The 16,219-nt window shown below is 53.8% G+C and carries 22 protein-coding genes and 1 tRNA gene; 15 read left to right on the top strand and 8 right to left on the bottom strand.

What is annotated here, in order from left to right; all coding sequences use genetic code 11:
- The first annotated feature begins 54 nt into the window (after positions 1-54).
- Genes rpmJ through aguB form a run of 11 tightly spaced genes read left to right on the top strand, consistent with a single transcriptional unit; the run spans position 55 to position 6,332 of the window.
- Positions 55-168, top strand: a complete 114-nt coding sequence (rpmJ, locus tag Q0683_RS08180) for a 50S ribosomal protein L36 (RefSeq protein WP_011055957.1) — start codon at positions 55-57, stop codon at positions 166-168.
- A 33-nt stretch (positions 169-201) separates the two neighbouring features.
- Positions 202-582, top strand: coding sequence for a 30S ribosomal protein S13 (gene rpsM / locus Q0683_RS08175; protein ID WP_298613708.1), 381 nt, complete (start codon positions 202-204; stop codon positions 580-582).
- Between the two features lie 42 nt (positions 583-624).
- Positions 625-1,017: a 30S ribosomal protein S11 gene (gene rpsK, locus Q0683_RS08170; RefSeq protein ID WP_298613710.1), complete on the top strand. Its 393-nt coding sequence runs from the start codon at positions 625-627 to the stop codon at positions 1,015-1,017.
- Positions 1,018-1,046: 29 nt separating this feature from the next.
- Positions 1,047-2,012 carry a DNA-directed RNA polymerase subunit alpha gene (locus Q0683_RS08165; RefSeq protein WP_298613712.1) on the top strand — a complete coding sequence of 322 codons (966 nt, stop codon included), beginning with the start codon at positions 1,047-1,049 and terminating at the stop codon, positions 2,010-2,012.
- A 22-nt stretch (positions 2,013-2,034) separates the two neighbouring features.
- Complete coding sequence (gene rplQ / locus Q0683_RS08160) at positions 2,035-2,385, top strand: 50S ribosomal protein L17 (protein WP_298613714.1); 351 nt, start codon at positions 2,035-2,037, stop codon at positions 2,383-2,385.
- Between the two features lie 6 nt (positions 2,386-2,391).
- Positions 2,392-3,234, top strand: coding sequence for a tRNA pseudouridine(38-40) synthase TruA (truA, locus tag Q0683_RS08155; RefSeq protein WP_298617060.1), 843 nt, complete (start codon positions 2,392-2,394; stop codon positions 3,232-3,234).
- A gap of 16 nt (positions 3,235-3,250) precedes the next feature.
- A complete protein-coding gene (gene rplM / locus Q0683_RS08150; RefSeq protein WP_298613719.1) occupies positions 3,251-3,709 on the top strand; it encodes a 50S ribosomal protein L13 in 459 nt (152 codons plus the stop codon).
- Between the two features lie 2 nt (positions 3,710-3,711).
- Positions 3,712-4,125 (top strand): 30S ribosomal protein S9, encoded by a 414-nt coding sequence (gene rpsI / locus Q0683_RS08145; RefSeq protein ID WP_298613721.1) that lies wholly within the window; start codon positions 3,712-3,714, stop codon positions 4,123-4,125.
- Between the two features lie 39 nt (positions 4,126-4,164).
- Complete coding sequence (gene rpmE / locus Q0683_RS08140) at positions 4,165-4,440, top strand: 50S ribosomal protein L31 (RefSeq protein ID WP_298613723.1); 276 nt, start codon at positions 4,165-4,167, stop codon at positions 4,438-4,440.
- A 9-nt stretch (positions 4,441-4,449) separates the two neighbouring features.
- Positions 4,450-5,478, top strand: a complete 1,029-nt coding sequence (locus Q0683_RS08135) for an agmatine deiminase family protein (protein WP_298977207.1) — start codon at positions 4,450-4,452, stop codon at positions 5,476-5,478.
- On the top strand, positions 5,475-6,332 hold the full coding sequence (gene aguB, locus Q0683_RS08130) for an N-carbamoylputrescine amidase (protein WP_298977205.1): 858 nt from the start codon (positions 5,475-5,477) through the stop codon (positions 6,330-6,332). Before Q0683_RS08135 ends, aguB begins: the two co-directional genes overlap by 4 nt.
- Here aguB and Q0683_RS08125 read toward each other — a convergent pair.
- The 3 genes from Q0683_RS08125 to Q0683_RS08115 form a co-directional block, all read right to left on the bottom strand.
- Entirely contained in the window at positions 6,325-7,683 is a 1,359-nt protein-coding gene (locus tag Q0683_RS08125) for an MFS transporter (protein ID WP_298617058.1), read from the bottom strand. The two genes, aguB and Q0683_RS08125, sit on opposite strands and share 8 nt — an antisense overlap.
- Positions 7,684-7,866: 183 nt before the next feature.
- Positions 7,867-8,238, bottom strand: a complete 372-nt coding sequence (locus tag Q0683_RS08120; protein ID WP_298613731.1) for a ferredoxin-thioredoxin reductase catalytic domain-containing protein — start codon at positions 8,236-8,238, stop codon at positions 7,867-7,869.
- A gap of 76 nt (positions 8,239-8,314) precedes the next feature.
- Positions 8,315-8,387, bottom strand: a tRNA-Ile gene (locus Q0683_RS08115).
- A gap of 111 nt (positions 8,388-8,498) precedes the next feature.
- Between Q0683_RS08115 and Q0683_RS08110 the strand changes: the two genes are divergently transcribed.
- A complete protein-coding gene (locus Q0683_RS08110) occupies positions 8,499-9,650 on the top strand; it encodes a cysteine desulfurase family protein (protein WP_298613733.1) in 1,152 nt (383 codons plus the stop codon).
- A gap of 295 nt (positions 9,651-9,945) precedes the next feature.
- The gene (locus tag Q0683_RS08105) at positions 9,946-10,290 is read left to right on the top strand and encodes a hypothetical protein (protein WP_298617057.1); all 345 of its coding nucleotides are present in this window, start codon (positions 9,946-9,948) and stop codon (positions 10,288-10,290) included.
- Here Q0683_RS08105 and Q0683_RS08100 read toward each other — a convergent pair.
- From Q0683_RS08100 to Q0683_RS08080, 5 genes are all read right to left on the bottom strand, one after another.
- A complete protein-coding gene (locus tag Q0683_RS08100; RefSeq protein WP_298977201.1) occupies positions 10,287-10,559 on the bottom strand; it encodes a DUF3143 domain-containing protein in 273 nt (90 codons plus the stop codon). The genes Q0683_RS08105 and Q0683_RS08100 overlap by 4 nt on opposite strands.
- Complete coding sequence (locus tag Q0683_RS08095) at positions 10,556-11,032, bottom strand: J domain-containing protein (protein WP_298617056.1); 477 nt, start codon at positions 11,030-11,032, stop codon at positions 10,556-10,558. The genes Q0683_RS08100 and Q0683_RS08095 overlap by 4 nt, the downstream gene beginning before the upstream one ends.
- 8 nt (positions 11,033-11,040) lie before the next feature.
- Positions 11,041-12,261 (bottom strand): type II secretion system F family protein, encoded by a 1,221-nt coding sequence (locus Q0683_RS08090; protein ID WP_298977199.1) that lies wholly within the window; start codon positions 12,259-12,261, stop codon positions 11,041-11,043.
- Between the two features lie 35 nt (positions 12,262-12,296).
- On the bottom strand, positions 12,297-13,394 hold the full coding sequence (locus Q0683_RS08085) for a type IV pilus twitching motility protein PilT (protein ID WP_298977197.1): 1,098 nt from the start codon (positions 13,392-13,394) through the stop codon (positions 12,297-12,299).
- Positions 13,395-13,467: 73 nt separating this feature from the next.
- Positions 13,468-15,492 (bottom strand): GspE/PulE family protein, encoded by a 2,025-nt coding sequence (locus Q0683_RS08080; protein ID WP_298977195.1) that lies wholly within the window; start codon positions 15,490-15,492, stop codon positions 13,468-13,470.
- Between the two features lie 268 nt (positions 15,493-15,760).
- Here Q0683_RS08080 and Q0683_RS08075 point away from each other — a divergent pair, with 268 nt between their 5' ends.
- On the top strand, positions 15,761-16,012 hold the full coding sequence (locus Q0683_RS08075) for a hypothetical protein (protein WP_298615166.1): 252 nt from the start codon (positions 15,761-15,763) through the stop codon (positions 16,010-16,012).
- Positions 16,013-16,210 carry a lipopolysaccharide assembly protein LapA domain-containing protein gene (locus tag Q0683_RS08070; RefSeq protein ID WP_298615169.1) on the top strand — a complete coding sequence of 66 codons (198 nt, stop codon included), beginning with the start codon at positions 16,013-16,015 and terminating at the stop codon, positions 16,208-16,210.
- The last annotated feature ends 9 nt before the right edge of the window (positions 16,211-16,219 follow it).

Raw genomic sequence — 16,219 nt, 5'->3', positions numbered from 1 at the left:
CTTTGCTAGCTACTCTGGTAAGATATAAAATTTGCGACTACATGAGCAACTGATATGAAAGTAAGAGCATCGGTACGGCGTATTTGTGAAAAATGCCGCGTCATTCGGCGACGTGGTCGGGTTATGGTGATCTGCACCAATCCGAAGCACAAGCAGCGCCAAGGGTAACCCACTGTTGTTGCATACATAGGAACTAGATTCATGGCTCGTATTGCTGGTGTTGATCTACCCCGCGACAAACGCATTGAAATTGCCCTCACCTACATCTATGGCATCGGTTTGACCCGCTCCAAAGAAATTTTGGCAAAGACGGGTGTGAATCCAGATACACGTACCCGCGATTTAACCGATGCTGATATTGCGGCACTGCGGGCGGCCGTTGAGGAGTACCAAGTGGAAGGGGATCTGCGCCGCCTCGAGGCCATGAATATCAAGCGGCTCATGGACATTGGCTGCTATCGCGGGCGTCGGCATCGTCTTGGATTGCCGGTTCGCGGTCAGCGCACCCGTACCAATGCTCGCACCCGTCGCGGTGCTCGCCGCACTGTAGCTGGCAAGAAAAAACCTGCTGCTAAGAAATAAGCTTTTCCGCTCCTGCTACCTGATTCACGGTTTGGATAGATTATGGCACCCTCTGCAAAACGCTCTGGCCCCCGTAAGCAAAAGCGCAATGTCCCCAGTGGCGTTGCCCACATTCAGTCCACATTTAATAACACGATTGTCTCAATTACCGACCCCAATGGTGAGGTGATTGCTTGGGCCTCCGCCGGCTCCAGCGGTTTCAAGGGTGCCAAAAAAGGCACCCCCTTTGCAGCTCAGACTGCTGCTGATAACGCAGCTCGCCGAGCCATTGATCAGGGAATGCGGCAAATAGAGGTGATGGTGAGTGGTCCTGGCGCCGGTCGGGAGACAGCAATTCGCGCCCTGCAGGCAGCCGGTCTAGAAATTACTCTTATTCGGGATGTGACCCCTATTCCCCACAATGGTTGTCGTCCCCCCAAACGGCGGCGGGTTTAGGTTAATTTGGATCCCTTGGGAGCACAGCTATGGCATACCAAATTGAATGTCTAGAAACACAGGTTGAGGAAGATCAGGGGCAGTACGGTAAATTTGCGCTGTATCCCCTTACCCCCGGTCAAGGGATTACGGTGGGAAATGCCCTGCGGCGGGTTCTCCTTTCCAACTTACCCGGTAGTGCCGTGACAGCGGTGCGGATTGCGGGGGTAAATCATGAATTTTCGACGATTCCCGGTGTGCGCGAAGATGTCATGGACATCTTGCTGCAGATGAAGCAGTTGGTGATTCGCAGCTACACCTCAGAACCCCAAATGGGTCGCCTTTTTGCCCAAGCCCCTGAGAATGAACCATTGACCGTTACTGCGGGCATGGTGCAACTGGGCGCTGAAATGGAGGTGGTCAACCCAAATCACTATATTGCCACGCTGATGCCGGGGGCAACCTTGGAGATGGAATTCAAGATTGAACAGGGTCGTGGCTATCGCTCAGTGGAACGGGTACGGGACGATCGCCTCGCCTTGGATTATCTCCAGTTGGACGCGGTCTTTATGCCCGTGCGACGGGTAAACTATACCGTTGATTCGATACGCGGTAGCGGTGCAGAGGGCGATCGCCAGCTCCAAGACTACCTAAAGCTGGAAATTTGGACAAATGGCAGCTTGACTCCCCAAGATGCCCTCAATCAGGCGGCAACGATTCTTGTGGATCTCTTTAGCCCCTTGAAGGAAGTGCCCCTGCACACCTCCGAGACCACCCCCGCCGATGAGCATGATGAAACAGGACAAATCCCCATTGAGCAGCTCAATTTGTCGGTGCGTGCCTACAACTGTCTCAAGCGCGCGCAAGTGAATACAGTGGCTGATCTCCTTGAGTATTCCCAAGAAGAACTACTGGAGATCAAAAACTTTGGTCAAAAGTCTGCCGAGGAAGTGATCGAGGCACTGCAAAAACACTTGGGAATTACCCTACCGCCCCAAAAAGCTGCCCGTAACTAGAGAGATTGAATGAGGTTTGTCTATGCGTCACCAACGTCGGGTTCCCAAATTAGGACTGCCAGCGGATCAACGAAAGGCACTGCTGCGGGCATTGACCACTGAACTGATTCGCCACGGCCGCATTACCACCACCAAAGCGCGGGCAAAGGCTGTACGTGCAGAGGCAGAGCGGATGATCACCTTGGCAAAGGATGGCTCTTTAGCGGCACGGCGGCGTGCCCTTGGCTATCTCTACGATAAGCAACTGGTGCATGCTCTGTTTGCCCAAGCCCCAGAGCGCTATGGCGATCGCAACGGTGGATATACGCGCATTCTCCGCAGTGTGCGGCGGCGGGGCGACAATGCCGAATTGGCGGTCATTGAACTGGTGTAGCAGGTCATGAGGACGGCGATCGCACCTCCGCAGCGCGGCCAACGCTTGGCACTGCTCATTCAGTACCAAGGCACCTATTTCCACGGCTGGCAACGGCAGGTGGGACAACGTACGGTGCAGGAGGTGATTGAGCAGGCGATCGCTAGCGTTGTCAAGCATCCCGTCTCTGTGGTTGCAGCAGGTCGCACCGACACAGGGGTGCATGCCGCGGGTCAAGTGGCACACGTCACGGTCAACTCACCCATTCCCGTGCATCGTTGGCCGGGTATTCTCAACGCGCGCTTGCCCGCCGATGTGGTTATTCGTGCAGCAGCAGCGGTGCCCGGTCACTGGCATGCTCGCTTTTCAGCGCTGTGGCGGCGCTATCGCTACACCCTCTATACCGATCCCTGCCCCAATATCTTTCTGCGCCCTTGGACATGGCATTACTACTATGATTCCTTGGATGTGGAAAAGATGGCAGCAGTGCTTCAGCCATTGTTGGGGCGGCATCATCTGAGTGCCTTTCACCGCTCTGGCTCGAATCGTGCCCATTCTTGGGTAGAGATACAGGAGGTGAGCTGCCGACGACGCGGTGCCCTTGTGGAAATTGAAGTCCAAGCATCGGGGTTTCTCTACGGCATGATGCGCCTGCTGGTGGGGCTGTTGGTGCAGGTGGGACGCGGCCAGCGATCGCCCGCCAGTTTTACGGAAATTTGGCAGCAGGAGCAACGCCACCTCGTTAAGTATGCTGCCCCCCCTACGGGTCTTTGTCTATTAGGGGTGGGTTACCCTGAGTCCCCTTTCCCCCTTACCCTGTGCACCGAGGCGATGCCCCAGTTTGTTACCCCTGAATTGTCCATTGCATAGAACCATGGAGTTTGTGATGACCAATACCATGAAGACACCCCTGCCCGCCGTGGATGACCTTGCTCCCCAGTGGTACGTTATTGATGCTGCTAACCAACGGCTGGGTCGGCTAGCCGCAGAAATTGCCCGCATACTTAGGGGCAAAAATAAAGCTATTTACACCCCCCACATGGATACTGGTGACTTTGTGATTGTCATCAATGCCGAGAAAGTTACCGTCACCGGCAAAAAACGCTCCAAAAAGCTCTACCGTCGTCACTCGGGACGCCCCGGCGGTATGAAAATTGAAACCTTTGATCAACTGCAAGCCCGTATTCCAGAGCGGATTATTGAGCACGCTGTCAAAGGGATGCTGCCGAAAAATTCCCTTGGCCGCAAACTCTTTACCAAGCTGAAAGTTTATGCTGGGCCTGAGCATCCCCACCAAGCCCAAAAACCCCAGCCTTTAACCATTAATACAATTCCGGGAGCCTAACGATGCAGATTGCTGATCAGTCCAAACGAGTCGTTTACTTGGGAACCGGTCGCCGTAAGTCGGCGGTGGCACGGGTACGCCTGATCCCCGGCAGCGGTCAACTGTTGATTAATGGCCGCAATGGGGCGGACTACCTGCAAAACAATCCCGCCTATCTCAACTTGGTGAAAGCCCCCCTGGAAACCCTTGGCCTTGAAAGTAGCTACGATATCTATGTCAATGCTAGGGGAGGTGGTCTCACAGGGCAAGCAGATGCCATTCGTTTGGGGATTGCCCGCGCCCTGTGTCAACTGGATATCGAAAACCGTAAGCCTTTGAAAACGGAAGGCTATCTCACCCGCGATCCCCGTGCCAAGGAGCGGCGTAAATACGGTTTGCGCAAAGCTCGCAAAGCCCCCCAATACTCAAAACGCTAAAACTTTTGTCCTATCCTTTTCGTTTGTGGTGAGCCTCCTATGCCAAAACCAAATATTCATCCCCAGTGGTATCCCGAAGCCAAAGTCTATTGCGATGGTGAAGTGGTCATGACGGTTGGTTCCACGAAACCGGAGCTGCATGTGGACATCTGGTCAGGCAACCACCCCTTCTTCACAGGCACCCAGAAAATTGTTGATGCCGAAGGGCGAGTGGAACGTTTCCGCCGTAAATATAGTGGTGCCAAGCCCCAGCAAACCCCCAAAGGGAAAAAAGCCGCTGCTAAGCCTGCGCCTAAAACCAACAAAAAGGGCTAATCGCTCCTCATGTCCCCCTTTTTTCAGCCCGCCGAGTGGCTGCCCCACCGCGCCTGTTGGTTGGCTTTCCCCAGTCATGAAGATTTGTGGGGTGACCTACTACCGCAGGTGCGTTTGGAGTTTGCCGCCCTATGTCGGGCGATCGCTGATCCCGATCCCCTGACGGGCCACTGCCGCGGGGAACAATTGAAAATTTTGGTGCTGGATGAAGCAGGGGAAGCTACTGCCCGCGCCTACCTAGGGGGTCTCAATGCCCAGTTTTATGAACTCTCCTTTGGTGACATTTGGCTGCGGGATACGGCTCCTGTGGGCTTAATCAATGCAGCGGGGGAGCGTTGCCTCCTCTGTTTGCCTTTTAATGGTTGGGGGAAAAAGTACCTCTTCCCCGGCGACAGCGACTTAGCGATGCGCCTAGCCATGCTCATGGGTGTGCCCTACAGGACGGTGTCCCTAGTATTAGAGGGGGGAGCCATCGAAGTAGATGGTGAAGGAACCTGCCTTACCACTCGTCAGTGCCTCCTCAACCCTAACCGCAACCCCTCTTTAGACGCTGCGGAGGTGGAAGCCCGCCTCAAGCCAGCCCTTGGTGTGAGCAAAATCCTCTGGATTGACTCCTGTGGCCTTGTGAATGACCACACGGATGGACACATTGATACGCTCGTGCGTTTTGTAGCCCCCGCAACGGTGGTCTGTATGTTGCCCGAAAGTCCTGAGGATCCCAACCATGCGACCTTGGTGACCATTTACGAACAGTTGCAAACCCTGACGGATGCCAGAGGCCGCTCCCTAACGGTGATCCCGGTGCCCTCACCGGGGCGGATCCCTAGCCGCGGAGGAGGGATTTTGCCGGCGAGCTATCTAAACTTTTACATTGCCAATACCACGGTGGTTGTCCCCACCTATGGTGTCGAAGCCGATGCCAAAGCCGTTGCAGCGATCGCTAAGCTCTTTCCCAGTCGCAGAACCGTTGGCCTTCCCGCCCGCACGATTTTGGAGGGAGGAGGCGCCTTCCATTGCATTACCCAGCAGGAATTATGAGAACACTGACTGTTGCTGCCATTCAAGCTCAACTGACCGATGATGTTGAGACCAATATTTTGCACCTCAGCGATTTGGTACGGCAGGCGCATCAGCAGGGAGCGCAGGTCATTGTCCTGCCGGAGCTATTTGAAGGGCACTATTTTTGTAAGGAAGAGCGGGAGACTCACTTTCAGCGGGCACACCCCCTAAAAAACCACCCAACAATTGCCCACTTTGAAGCCTTGGCGCGGGAACTGGAGGTGGTCATTCCCGTCTCCTTTTTTGAAAAGGCGGGCACCGTCTATTACAACAGTGTGGCGATGATTGATGCGGGGGGAGTTAATCTCGGTGTCTATCGCAAAAGTCATATTCCCGATGGCCCCGGCTATGAGGAAAAGTTTTACTTCCGACCGGGAAATACAGGCTTTCGGGTCTGGCGCACCCGCTATGGCAAAATTGGCGTCGGCATCTGTTGGGATCAGTGGTTCCCGGAGGCAGCACGGGTGATGACCCTCATGGGAGCAGAGGTGCTGGTGTATCCCACCGCCATTGGCAGTGAACCTCAGGATCCAACGCTAGATACCAAGGATCCGTGGCAACGGGTCATGATTGGCCATGCCGTGGCCAATGTGATTCCCGTAGTGGCGGCAAATCGCGTTGGGGATGAGGGGGGGCAAGTATTTTATGGCAGCTCGTTTATTGCCAATCCGAGGGGAGATCTGGTGGCCGAGGCCGATCGCTGCCAAGAAGCGGTTCTAGTTCACAAATTCGATCTAGAGGAAATTGAGCGCCTGCGGGCCGCCTATGGCTTCTTCCGCGATCGCCGACCCGGACTCTACAAAGCCCTGTTGACTGCCGATGGTGTTATCTAATTGCCGTGGGTTGGTTGGTATGAAAGTGCAAGTGCGGATGAACCTGTAGCCGGTGTGGATGATGATGATCATGTTCGCTGTCGTGATCATGGGGATGACTATGCCAAAAACCGGTGGGGAGATGCTGCAATTGCCACGGTTGGCTCAAAACGGCAAAGGCGATGAAAAGCACTAGACCACTGAGACCTGCATAGAAAAAGTGTTGGGCGGGAAATTGACTGCCAAACCATCCCGCTAGGGGATAGGCCAAGACCCACCAAAGATGACTCCAAGCAAACTGGGCACCGTAAACGTGCCCCTGCAAATCCACGGCCACTCGCTCAGCAATCATTGTCTGCATGGGTACATTGACCAGGGTTTTACCCATACCAGCGATCCCCCACAGCAGAGCAAGGCTAGGAACATTGGCACCATCGGCAGTCAGGAGCGGCAGCACCGTCAGTATCCCTCCCAGACCCATCGCCACCACTGCACTGAGCCTGCGACAGAAATAACCCCAAATAACCGCAGCCAGAGTAGCACCCAGACCAAATGCCGCCATGATCGAGCCGTAGGCCTGACTTCCTGCCTGTAGCGTACCCTGAACAGAGCCAACAGTATTCACCAAAATTTCAGCGCCGGCGATCGCCGCCACCAATTGCAGCAGCAACCCATAGCGAATCGCTGCATCCCACCAAAGGCACTGACTGCCGACGCTAAGCTCCTCAAGAAATCCTCTATGGGGGGAGACCACTCCTTCTCTAGGGACAAGCAAAGCCGTGGGCAGCCCAGCAATTAATCCCGCTGCTCCCAAAAACGTCAAGGCATCCAAGAAGAACACTGAACGAGTGTTAAACAGTGCCGCAACACTGCCCGCAAGGGCTGGGCCTAAAACACTTAGGAGCTGATATGTGGCATTCGAGAGGGCGATCGCTGCTGGGCACTCCTCAGCAGTTGTGATTAGAGGTAATGTGGCCGTGTAGGTTGGGGTAAAGAGGGCGTGAAATCCGCTGAGCAGGGCTACCAGCAGATACAATTGCCAGCTATCACTGACAAATGGAAACAATGAGACCAAAACCATACGCACAAGATGGGTTGTCACCATCAACCCCTTGCGATCCAACTGATCTGCTAAGACACCGGCAATAGGAGCCAATAGCACAAAGAGGGTGACCCGCAGGGTTAAGGCGGTTGAGAGCCATAGTGCCGAATTCTCGCCTGCCAACTCAAAAGCAAGGAGTCCTAGGCCGAGCCACGTGAATGCATCCCCAATTAGGTTGATCGTTTGCGCCGCATAAAGATGGGCAAAGGCTCGATTCCCTAGGCACCGCAATAGAGGAGAAAGAGGCAAAGTCACGATTGGCTTTGGCATTGGTCATGCAAGCCATTTTACACCTCGACAAATTTGGGGGGATAGTATCGGCGGGAGCAGTTTGCGTACCTTAGGGCCTGTGAATCATGCCCCTACACCCCTTGAAATCTCTAGTCCCATTCCCGCCCGTCAGTTCGTTCCTGTCGGCATCTATAGGGATGCAATGATGGTTATCCTAAAGTACTAAGAAACTGTAAAGCGATTGGTTTCCTCGCGAATTTGCTCAAAGGAAATCTCTTGAGCCGTACCCGCAAAGGGATGATCTGGGGTTAGAAAGAGAAGACAGTGACATTCCCGCCGTTCGCGCATGGGCACACAGGGGCAGTTCCAGTAGGCGGCCGCAACTTCTGCTTCTTTGTCTTCATAGTGGCGGCAGGGACACAGGGGAGAGCCGTAATCGTCCTTATGCTTGGCTAATCCCTCTAACACCACGGCAGTTGTCCCCAAATCGGAGCAAAAATAGGTTCCCGTGCGCTTGGCGTAGGTTTCCGCAAACTTGCGCATGGCTTCAAGGTTTTTGTCGGAGGCCTGTTGCGGTTTATAGGGGCTACTCATGGCAAAATTTGCGATATAAAGCTTCTTTCAGTTTAGCGGAAGGCATCGCGGGATTCGCGGTGATTCGATTGAAAAATCCAGGGTGCTGGAGTTGAACCAGCCTATGGCGAATTATGAGTTCGCTGCCTCATCCGCTCGGCCAACCCTGGGCTGAGAGGTAACGTGTTGTTCTATTTTCACTATAGTGCCGCTGGCACCTAGACTTGCCCCTGAGTTGAGCTTGCTAGGCTGAAATATAGAATACTCTATCGCCAGCTCGGATGAAACCAATCTATTTGGACGGGATGACCACCACGCCTGTTGATCCTCAAGTGCTGGCAGCCATGCTGCCCTATTTTAGCGATCGCCCCGGCAATGCCAGTAATCGTGCCCATGCCTACGGCTGGGAGGCGGCAGCAGCTATTGATCAAGCGCGCGAAACCATTGCCGCAGCCATCCATGCCCATCCTGAAGAAATCGTTTTTACCAGCGGTGCCACCGAAGCAGACAACTTGGCGATTAAGGGAGTGGCGGAAGCCTACTACAGTCGGGGTCGCCATGTGATTACCGTGCAGACCGAGCACAATGCGGTCTTAGCCCCCTGCCGCTACTTGGAGTCCCTTGGCTTTCGCATCACCTATCTGGGGGTCAATGAGAAAGGGTTCATTGATCTTGGTGAGTTAGAACAAGCCTTTACCAAGGAGACCATCTTGGTGTCGGTGATGGCCGCCAATAATGAGATTGGGGTGCTCCAGCCCTTGGCGGAGATTGGGCACCGCTGTCGCGAGCGCGGGGTGCTCTTCCATACCGATGCCGCTCAGGCTTTGGGGAAAATTCCCTTGGATGTGCAAGCACTCCAAGTGGATCTCATGTCCCTCACTGCCCACAAACTCTATGGCCCTAAGGGGATTGGTGCTCTGTACGTGCGGCGCGATCGCCCCCGCGTCCAATTAGCCCCTCAGCTCCACGGTGGCGGTCAAGAACAGGGCTGGCGATCGGGCACCTTGGCCACTCCCCTGATTGTCGGCTTTGGCACGGCGGTACAACTGGCTCAGGAACGTCAAGGCACCGATATTCCCCATCTATGGCGTCTTAAAGAACGGCTGTGGCAGGGGCTGGCCTCCCTTGGGGAGATTTATCTCAATGGGGATTGGCAGCAGAGTTTGCCCAACTGTCTCAATGTCAGTATTGGTGGGGTTGAGGGTAATACCCTCCTGCGCTCTATTTATCCCCACGTTGCCCTCTCAACGGGGGCTGCCTGTAGTAGCGAAAAACCAACTCCTTCCCATGTCCTCCTCGCCCTAGGGCGATCGCCCGCCCTTGCCCGTGCCTCACTGCGCTTTGGCCTATTGCGTACCACTACAGAGACAGAGATTGATTTTGCCCTGCAGCAGATTCGCAATAGCATTCAGGAACTCCGCCAGCCGCGATAAATGGCCTTGTTACATGTTGTTAACAGTTATAGTTTCTTGACATAAATTTACAATGTCCTCAAATGTCCATAATGTCATGACTTTCGTGATCTAAATCACATCTAAAAGTGCTTCTCCGTAGAATTACGCATGATCCCCCAGTTGCAGAGTGCATAGAATAATAACGTATGGTAAACCAGCCCTTCATGAATAGTTATCTCCCCTGTTGATCCCCCACAAAATTTGCCCACGGGTGGAAGTGAACAGAGGGAAACTTGGCTGTGAAAAGTGCCGATAAAAACTGGGGGAACACAACATGAGAAAGTTATTACCTGTTACTGCCTACACCATTCGCCGTCTGCTGCGGCAATACCAGGGGCAGCTCAAATCTGTGGCGGTGGAGGGGGCTTGTTTAGTGGCTGATCCCGAGGCAGACTTGAACGCAGTTCTTGAAAGTCTCTATCTAGATGAAGAAGAAGTCCGTACCCAAGTGGCTGAAATTGAGAAGCTGATGATGACCTACCAACTGCTGTTGAAAGCAGGGGCAAAAGAGCAAGCGGCAGCCATTGAAGATCAAATTCTCTGGATTTTTGGCTTGAAGCGAATCAAGGATCAAACCGGCCAAAAAACTCCAGCAATGCCCGTCATGATGGCGGTTTAAGGGCCTGCAAAAATCGCTTCCTCTACGGCAGCGCGGGGACAGGAGTACTTAAAAGATCGTTGCACAACAGTGCCTGCACGGCGATCGCGATAGGTTACCTGTAGCTCTTCAATGTCCAAGCAAATCCGGGCTGACCACTGGGGGTGCTCTAACTCCCAGCAATGAATGTCTGTTTCGTCCCGCACACAGCCCTGCTGTTGAAGCCATGCTTCAATTTGCGGCAAGGCGTGGTTGTAGAGGGGCGTTTGGGGATTAGGCAGGGTATTCATCCAAGTTCTGAAATGTAACTGACAATTTGCAAGATCCATTCTTGCCCCTGTTGGGACAAACCGACAATCACCGCCAGCACCAGACAACCGACAAATGTCATCCCTAAGATAAACAAGGCAAAAAGCTCCCCTGGCGAGAGGGGGCGATCCTCGGAGAGCATCGCGGTAGAACGCCCAGACTCTTGCGGGCGACGATGGGAACTTCCTATCCCCATCGGGCTGGCCTGTTTTGATTGTAACCGCAAGCGCAATTGCAAGTCATACCACTGCCGCTGTTCCGGATTGCTCAGCACTGCATAGGCCTCATTGAGGCGATGGAACTCCTCACGGGCGATCGCCAGCGGCAACGTGGTCGTATCCGGATGGTAGAGCTTGCTCTTTTCCCGATAGGCACGGCGGATCTCCGCTAAAGAGGCGGTGGGTGCCACCTCAAGGACATCGTAATGGGTGCGCGACGGAGACCGAGGGACCATAACCAGGGTTATTTGACCAGATCGAAGATCTTGAACATGGGCAGGTACATCGCCACCAGAATTGACCCTACCATACCCCCTAGCACCGCAATCATCAAGGGTTCCATCACACTCGTGAGGGCTTTGACCGCTTGCTCCACCTCGTCTTCATAGAAGTCTGCCACCTTCATCAGCATCTTATCCAGTTCCCCTGTTTCTTCCCCCACGTTAATCATTTGGGTCGCCAGAACTGGAAACACCCGTTCCTGTTGTAGGGCAAGGCTGAGCATTCCTCCCTGTTGCACTTCCTTTGCCGCGCGGTCAATAGCATTGGAAATCACTTGGTTACCCGCTGTAGCACTGACAATCTCAAGGGAGCGCAAAATCGGTACCCCGGAACGGGAGAGTGAGCCAAACGTGCGGCAGAAGCGTGCCACCGCCGTTTTTTCCACCAACTCACCAAAAAGAGGTAGCTTCAATAACAAACCGTCAATCGTCAGGCGACCGTTGGGGGTCTTGTAGTAAAAGCGAATTCCTAAGACCAAACCAACCACACAGAGAATCAACAAAGCCATGTACTGGGGCGTGCGCAGGAACTGACTAAGGGCCACCATCATGGCTGTAAAGGGGGGCAATTCCCCACCCAACTGTTTGAAAATTCCCTCAAAAACAGGGATGAGGAAAATCACCATCCCCAAGAAAATCCCCACTGCCAGCAGACCCACCACGACGGGATACGTCAGGGCAGACTTGATCTGGTTGTTGAGTCGGGCTTGATCCTCTAGTAGTTTGGAAAGACGGTTGAGCACTTCGTCCAGCACCCCCCCCGTTTCCCCAGCTTGGATCATAGCAATGAAAAGATTGTCAAAGGCTTCTGGATGAGGGCGCATTGCATCCGCTAGGCTGCTCCCCTGCTGAATGTCGTTGTTGACGGCCATGAGGATTTTTTTCAGTTTTGGGTTTGTGCACTGATCGGCCAACACACCGATCCCGCGCACCAACGCCACGCCTGCGTTCACAAGTGCCGCAAACTGCCGAGCAAAGATGGCCTTGTCCTTCACCGTAATCTTTGCTAAAAAACTGAGGTCAATATCAGACTTCAGGGTAAGGGTTTTTGCCTCCTTGACCTCTAGAACCTGTACCCCTTGCAATTGCAAGGCCATACGTGCTTCCCGCGGTGTCGCAGCTTCCTCGCGGACGGTTTTGTACTTGCCTTGGGCATCCCGTATCCGCACTTCATAGGTTGCCATGACTGAATACCCCTTCTTTTCTCAATGATTGCTAACTAGCGTGCGGCTGCCGCCGGTGTTCCCGTGCCAATGAGACGTTGCAGCTCATCCTGACGCGAGGATTTAGACATGGCAGCTTCATAGGTGATGATTCCAGCGCGATAGTAATCAGCAAGAACCTTTTCAAGGGTTTGCATCCCCAGCTTGCCTCCCGTTTGAATCGCCGAATAAATTTGTGACGTTTTCCCTTCACGAATCAGGTTGGAGATCGCGGGGGTCACTACCATAATCTCTTGGGCCATAATCCGCCCGAATTCACCCGGCTTAGGATTTTTCTTGGGAACGAGCGTTTGGCTAAAGACGGCCACCAACGAGTTCGACAGCTGGACACGAATTTGCTGTTGCTGCTCTGGTGGGAACACGTCCACCATGCGGTCAACAGTTTGAGCCGCAGAACTGGTGTGGAGCGTCCCCATGACAAGGTGCCCCGTTTCCGCTGCGGAGATGGCCAATTGAATCGTTTCTAAATCCCGCATCTCACCCACCAGAATAATGTCGGGGTCTTCGCGCAAGGCTGCCCGCAGCGCATTGGCAAAACTCTTGGTGTCTTCGCCTACTTGCCGTTGATGGATGAGACTTTTGATGGGTTCATAGACAAACTCAATGGGATCCTCAATTGTCAGAATATGCTCGGCACGGGTCTTGTTGATCAGGTCAATCATGGCCGCAAGGGTGGTGGTTTTTCCTGATCCCGTGGGGCCGGTTACTAGAATCAAACCACGGGGGCGCTCACACATCTCACGAACCACATTGGGCAACCCCAACTGCTCAAATGTAGGGATTTTAGAACTCAGGGCCCGCAAGCAGGCAGCGTAGGTTCCCCGATCCTTATAGACATTGACGCGGAACCGTGCTAAACCCCGCACCCCATAGGAGCAGTCCAACTCCCAGTTTTGCTCTAGGTGTTTGCGTTGGGTATTGTTGAGCATACTGAAGATCAGGCGCTGGCATTGCTCTGGGGTGAGTGGCTCGTAGTCCATCGGTGTGAGCTTGCCACTGATGCGAACGTAGGGGGGTAAGCCAGCAGAGATATGTAAATCGGAGCCGCCATTGGCCACCACTTGCTCCATTAGGTCTTCAATCATTAGCTCCATAGGGTGTTCCTCATCTAAGTGGTTTGGTCAACAACACGAAAGTTATCACTGGATATGGATAATCCTGATCTTGTCAATCCACAAAGCGGGGTGTCATGCAATAGGGGCATTCTAACCATTCGGGCTGCGCCTCGGCACCACAGTTACGGCAGGTCAAAGAACTCTTACGTTTGGCCTTGAGTTCTGATTCGAGACCTGTGTCCGTAAAGGTGACGCGCTCCACTTCTTCGAGGGTAGTCAACCCCTGCTTGACAAGATTTAAGCTGTAGGCCAGCAGCGTCTTCATCCCCTCTTCCACCGCCGCTTCCTTAATCTGTTCAGTGGGGGCACCCTCGGTAATCAGTCTTTGCAGGCGCTCCGTCACCCGCATAATTTCATAGACCCCACACCGCCCTTTGTAGCCAACACCGCCACACTTACTGCAAATCGGTTGCCCGCTGGCTTTAGCAGTCTGAATTTGTTCAGGGGTTAATGTGTTGGCCTTGTAGAACGTAATGCCGGTTGTCTCTGAGGCCGACAGCCCAAAACGTGCTAATTCTTCACGGGTAGGAGTATAGGGAATGCGACACTCAGTACATACCCGCCGCATGAGGCGCTGGGCGACGACACCAATTAAGGAGGCGGAGACCATAAAAGGTTCAATCCCCATTTCCGAGAGACGGGCAACGGCACTGGCGGCATCATTCGTGTGCAGGGTGGTCAGCACCAAGTGACCTGTTAAGGCCGCTTCAATGGCGGTTTTGGCTGTTTCCTTGTCGCGAGTCTCCCCCACCAGAATCACATCGGGGTCTTGGCGGAGAAAGGCCCGTAGAATGGAGGCGAAGTCCATGCCCTTTTCACGAATGACCTGCACCTGTGTTAGGCCGGGGAGCGTGTACTCAATCGGGTCTTCCGCTGTGCTGATGTTGACCCCAGGATGATTACACTCAGCAAGCGCCGAGTATAGGGTGGTGGTTTTCCCTGAACCAGTGGGTCCTGTAACGAGGATCAAGCCAAAGGGACGCTTGATCATCTCCCGCACAATGGCCAGACTCTCAGGGTCGGTAATCAGCTTGTCCAGACCCAGTTGGGTGGCGGAGTTATCGAGAATCCGCAGTACGACCTTTTCACCCCAGCGGCTGGGGAGGGTATTCACGCGGAAGTCCACCCGTCGCCCTTGGAACATTTTGCGGATACGACCATCTTGGGGGGCACGCCGCTCGGCAATGTCGAGGTCAGCCAAGATTTTGAAGCGGGAAACCACGGCGGGTACGATCTTCTTCGGCAGGGGGTCAAAGGCTTGGTGCAATACCCCATCTTTGCGGAAGCGAATTCGCAAGTATTCCTCTTGAGGTTCAACGTGAATATCAGAAACCCCTTCAGTGAGGGCTTTGGCCAAAATTTTATTCACCAGGGCAATAATCGGTGCGTCTTCTGCCCCTCTTAAAGCTTCAGCCAGGTCAACCTCTTGCTCCCCTTCCAGTTCTTCGAGACCCCCTATGGCTTCGATGTCTTCTTCAATGTTGATTTCACCAATCGCGGCCGGGGCAGCTTTACTGGCGGCCGTTTCCGCCACTTGTTTGTTGAGAATGGGGTCAATGAGGCGTTGGTAGTCCTCTAGGGTGATCACCATCCGCTTGAGGGTGAGGTTGTGAGCGCGCAGGAGGCGGTTGAGGTTGTCAATGGCTTGCAGGTTATCGGGATCCACCATTGCCACCAGCAGATAGGGAGGGTCGGCGTCGAGATGTTTGGCAACAGGGATCACTTGGTAGGTGCGGCAGGTGTCAATCGGGACAATTGTGTTGATCAGTTCCTCGATTTGCTCGATGGGGAAGCGATTGAGTTCGGGGTCGAGGCAATCGACACCGTAGATGACTTTGAGTTCAAAAAGCTGTTGCTTGTGGTACTGGCGCAACAAATCGGGGGGCATGGTGGTGCCCGTAATCTCCTGCAGCACGGTCACCAGAGATTTACCGGTTTTGCGGGCGGTATTCATGGCCTCCCGCACCTGATCAATACTGGCATAACCGGCGGCAACAATAGCTCGTTCTGTGGGGCTGGCGGCTCTGCCGCGCACAGTCAGCGCTTTGCGAGAGGAAGATGAGGATGTGTTGACCATAGGGCGCGTTAGGGTCTGGATGGCTTGCCTACTATACTAGCAACAACTTTCCCAAGGATTTCATCCCTCTTTCGGGAAGAGGTGGTTCAGATTGAGGCAATGCTGCGGCGGCGGTGGGAAAAGGGCGATCGCTCAATTAGTTTTTTGGCTACTCACTGTAAACTTTCCCTGTTGCATGAGGCACATTAATAGCGTAGGGATGACTGCAGGCTGAGGGGTATTTCTTTCCATCAATCGCTTGAATTGTTCTGTTGTGGAGGGTTGCGCAATGCGTGTTAAGGTGGGTCTCAACATGCGCGTCAAGGATTTAATCCTGCCGCTGCTGGTGGGGGGGGTGGTCTTTGTGGCTTTTGGCGATCGCTTTTTGCCGTCACCCTTGAGTACAGTCAGTGCCAGTAGTCGCGCTCAGCTCAATGGTCTGCTCAAAGGGATGTTGGATGGCTTTTCGGTCTATAACCGCTACCATAAAACAGAAGACATGATCCGCCAAGCAGAAAAGGCTGAAAGTAAAAAAAGATAGATGCGCCGCTTTTTACTCTTTCTTTTGTGGATGATGGGCAGTGGGGCGATCGCCCTTTTTTCGGTACAGAATGCTAAAGCGGTATCCCTGAGATTTTTATTCTGGCAGTCCATTGAGATGCCCCTTGGCTTGCTGCTGATTTTTGTGGCAGCGATCGCCCTGTGGGTACCCTATTTAACCCGTCCCCTACGGCGATGAAGTGGCGAT

The organism is uncultured Thermosynechococcus sp. (assembly GCF_938074695.1).
Taxonomy (GTDB): Bacteria; Cyanobacteriota; Cyanobacteriia; order Thermosynechococcales; family Thermosynechococcaceae; genus Thermosynechococcus.
This window is presented reverse-complemented; position numbering and strand designations above follow the sequence as displayed.

What these genes read in the sequence shown, in the direction of transcription:
- rpmJ (WP_011055957.1), top strand. Translation starts at nt 55, where the DNA reads ATGAAAGTAAGAGCATCGGTACGGCGTATTTGTGAAAAATGCCGCGTC.
- rpsM (WP_298613708.1), top strand. Translation starts at nt 202, where the DNA reads ATGGCTCGTATTGCTGGTGTTGATCTACCCCGCGACAAACGCATTGAA.
- rpsK (WP_298613710.1), top strand. Translation starts at nt 625, where the DNA reads ATGGCACCCTCTGCAAAACGCTCTGGCCCCCGTAAGCAAAAGCGCAAT.
- Q0683_RS08165 (WP_298613712.1), top strand. Translation starts at nt 1,047, where the DNA reads ATGGCATACCAAATTGAATGTCTAGAAACACAGGTTGAGGAAGATCAG.
- rplQ (WP_298613714.1), top strand. Translation starts at nt 2,035, where the DNA reads ATGCGTCACCAACGTCGGGTTCCCAAATTAGGACTGCCAGCGGATCAA.
- truA (WP_298617060.1), top strand. Translation starts at nt 2,392, where the DNA reads ATGAGGACGGCGATCGCACCTCCGCAGCGCGGCCAACGCTTGGCACTG.
- rplM (WP_298613719.1), top strand. Translation starts at nt 3,251, where the DNA reads ATGACCAATACCATGAAGACACCCCTGCCCGCCGTGGATGACCTTGCT.
- rpsI (WP_298613721.1), top strand. Translation starts at nt 3,712, where the DNA reads ATGCAGATTGCTGATCAGTCCAAACGAGTCGTTTACTTGGGAACCGGT.
- rpmE (WP_298613723.1), top strand. Translation starts at nt 4,165, where the DNA reads ATGCCAAAACCAAATATTCATCCCCAGTGGTATCCCGAAGCCAAAGTC.
- Q0683_RS08135 (WP_298977207.1), top strand. Translation starts at nt 4,450, where the DNA reads ATGTCCCCCTTTTTTCAGCCCGCCGAGTGGCTGCCCCACCGCGCCTGT.
- aguB (WP_298977205.1), top strand. Translation starts at nt 5,475, where the DNA reads ATGAGAACACTGACTGTTGCTGCCATTCAAGCTCAACTGACCGATGAT.
- Q0683_RS08125 (WP_298617058.1), bottom strand. Translation starts at nt 7,683, where the DNA reads ATGCCAAAGCCAATCGTGACTTTGCCTCTTTCTCCTCTATTGCGGTGC.
- Q0683_RS08120 (WP_298613731.1), bottom strand. Translation starts at nt 8,238, where the DNA reads ATGAGTAGCCCCTATAAACCGCAACAGGCCTCCGACAAAAACCTTGAA.
- Q0683_RS08110 (WP_298613733.1), top strand. Translation starts at nt 8,499, where the DNA reads ATGAAACCAATCTATTTGGACGGGATGACCACCACGCCTGTTGATCCT.
- Q0683_RS08105 (WP_298617057.1), top strand. Translation starts at nt 9,946, where the DNA reads ATGAGAAAGTTATTACCTGTTACTGCCTACACCATTCGCCGTCTGCTG.
- Q0683_RS08100 (WP_298977201.1), bottom strand. Translation starts at nt 10,559, where the DNA reads ATGAATACCCTGCCTAATCCCCAAACGCCCCTCTACAACCACGCCTTG.
- Q0683_RS08095 (WP_298617056.1), bottom strand. Translation starts at nt 11,032, where the DNA reads ATGGTCCCTCGGTCTCCGTCGCGCACCCATTACGATGTCCTTGAGGTG.
- Q0683_RS08090 (WP_298977199.1), bottom strand. Translation starts at nt 12,261, where the DNA reads ATGGCAACCTATGAAGTGCGGATACGGGATGCCCAAGGCAAGTACAAA.
- Q0683_RS08085 (WP_298977197.1), bottom strand. Translation starts at nt 13,394, where the DNA reads ATGGAGCTAATGATTGAAGACCTAATGGAGCAAGTGGTGGCCAATGGC.
- Q0683_RS08080 (WP_298977195.1), bottom strand. Translation starts at nt 15,492, where the DNA reads ATGGTCAACACATCCTCATCTTCCTCTCGCAAAGCGCTGACTGTGCGC.
- Q0683_RS08075 (WP_298615166.1), top strand. Translation starts at nt 15,761, where the DNA reads ATGCGTGTTAAGGTGGGTCTCAACATGCGCGTCAAGGATTTAATCCTG.
- Q0683_RS08070 (WP_298615169.1), top strand. Translation starts at nt 16,013, where the DNA reads ATGCGCCGCTTTTTACTCTTTCTTTTGTGGATGATGGGCAGTGGGGCG.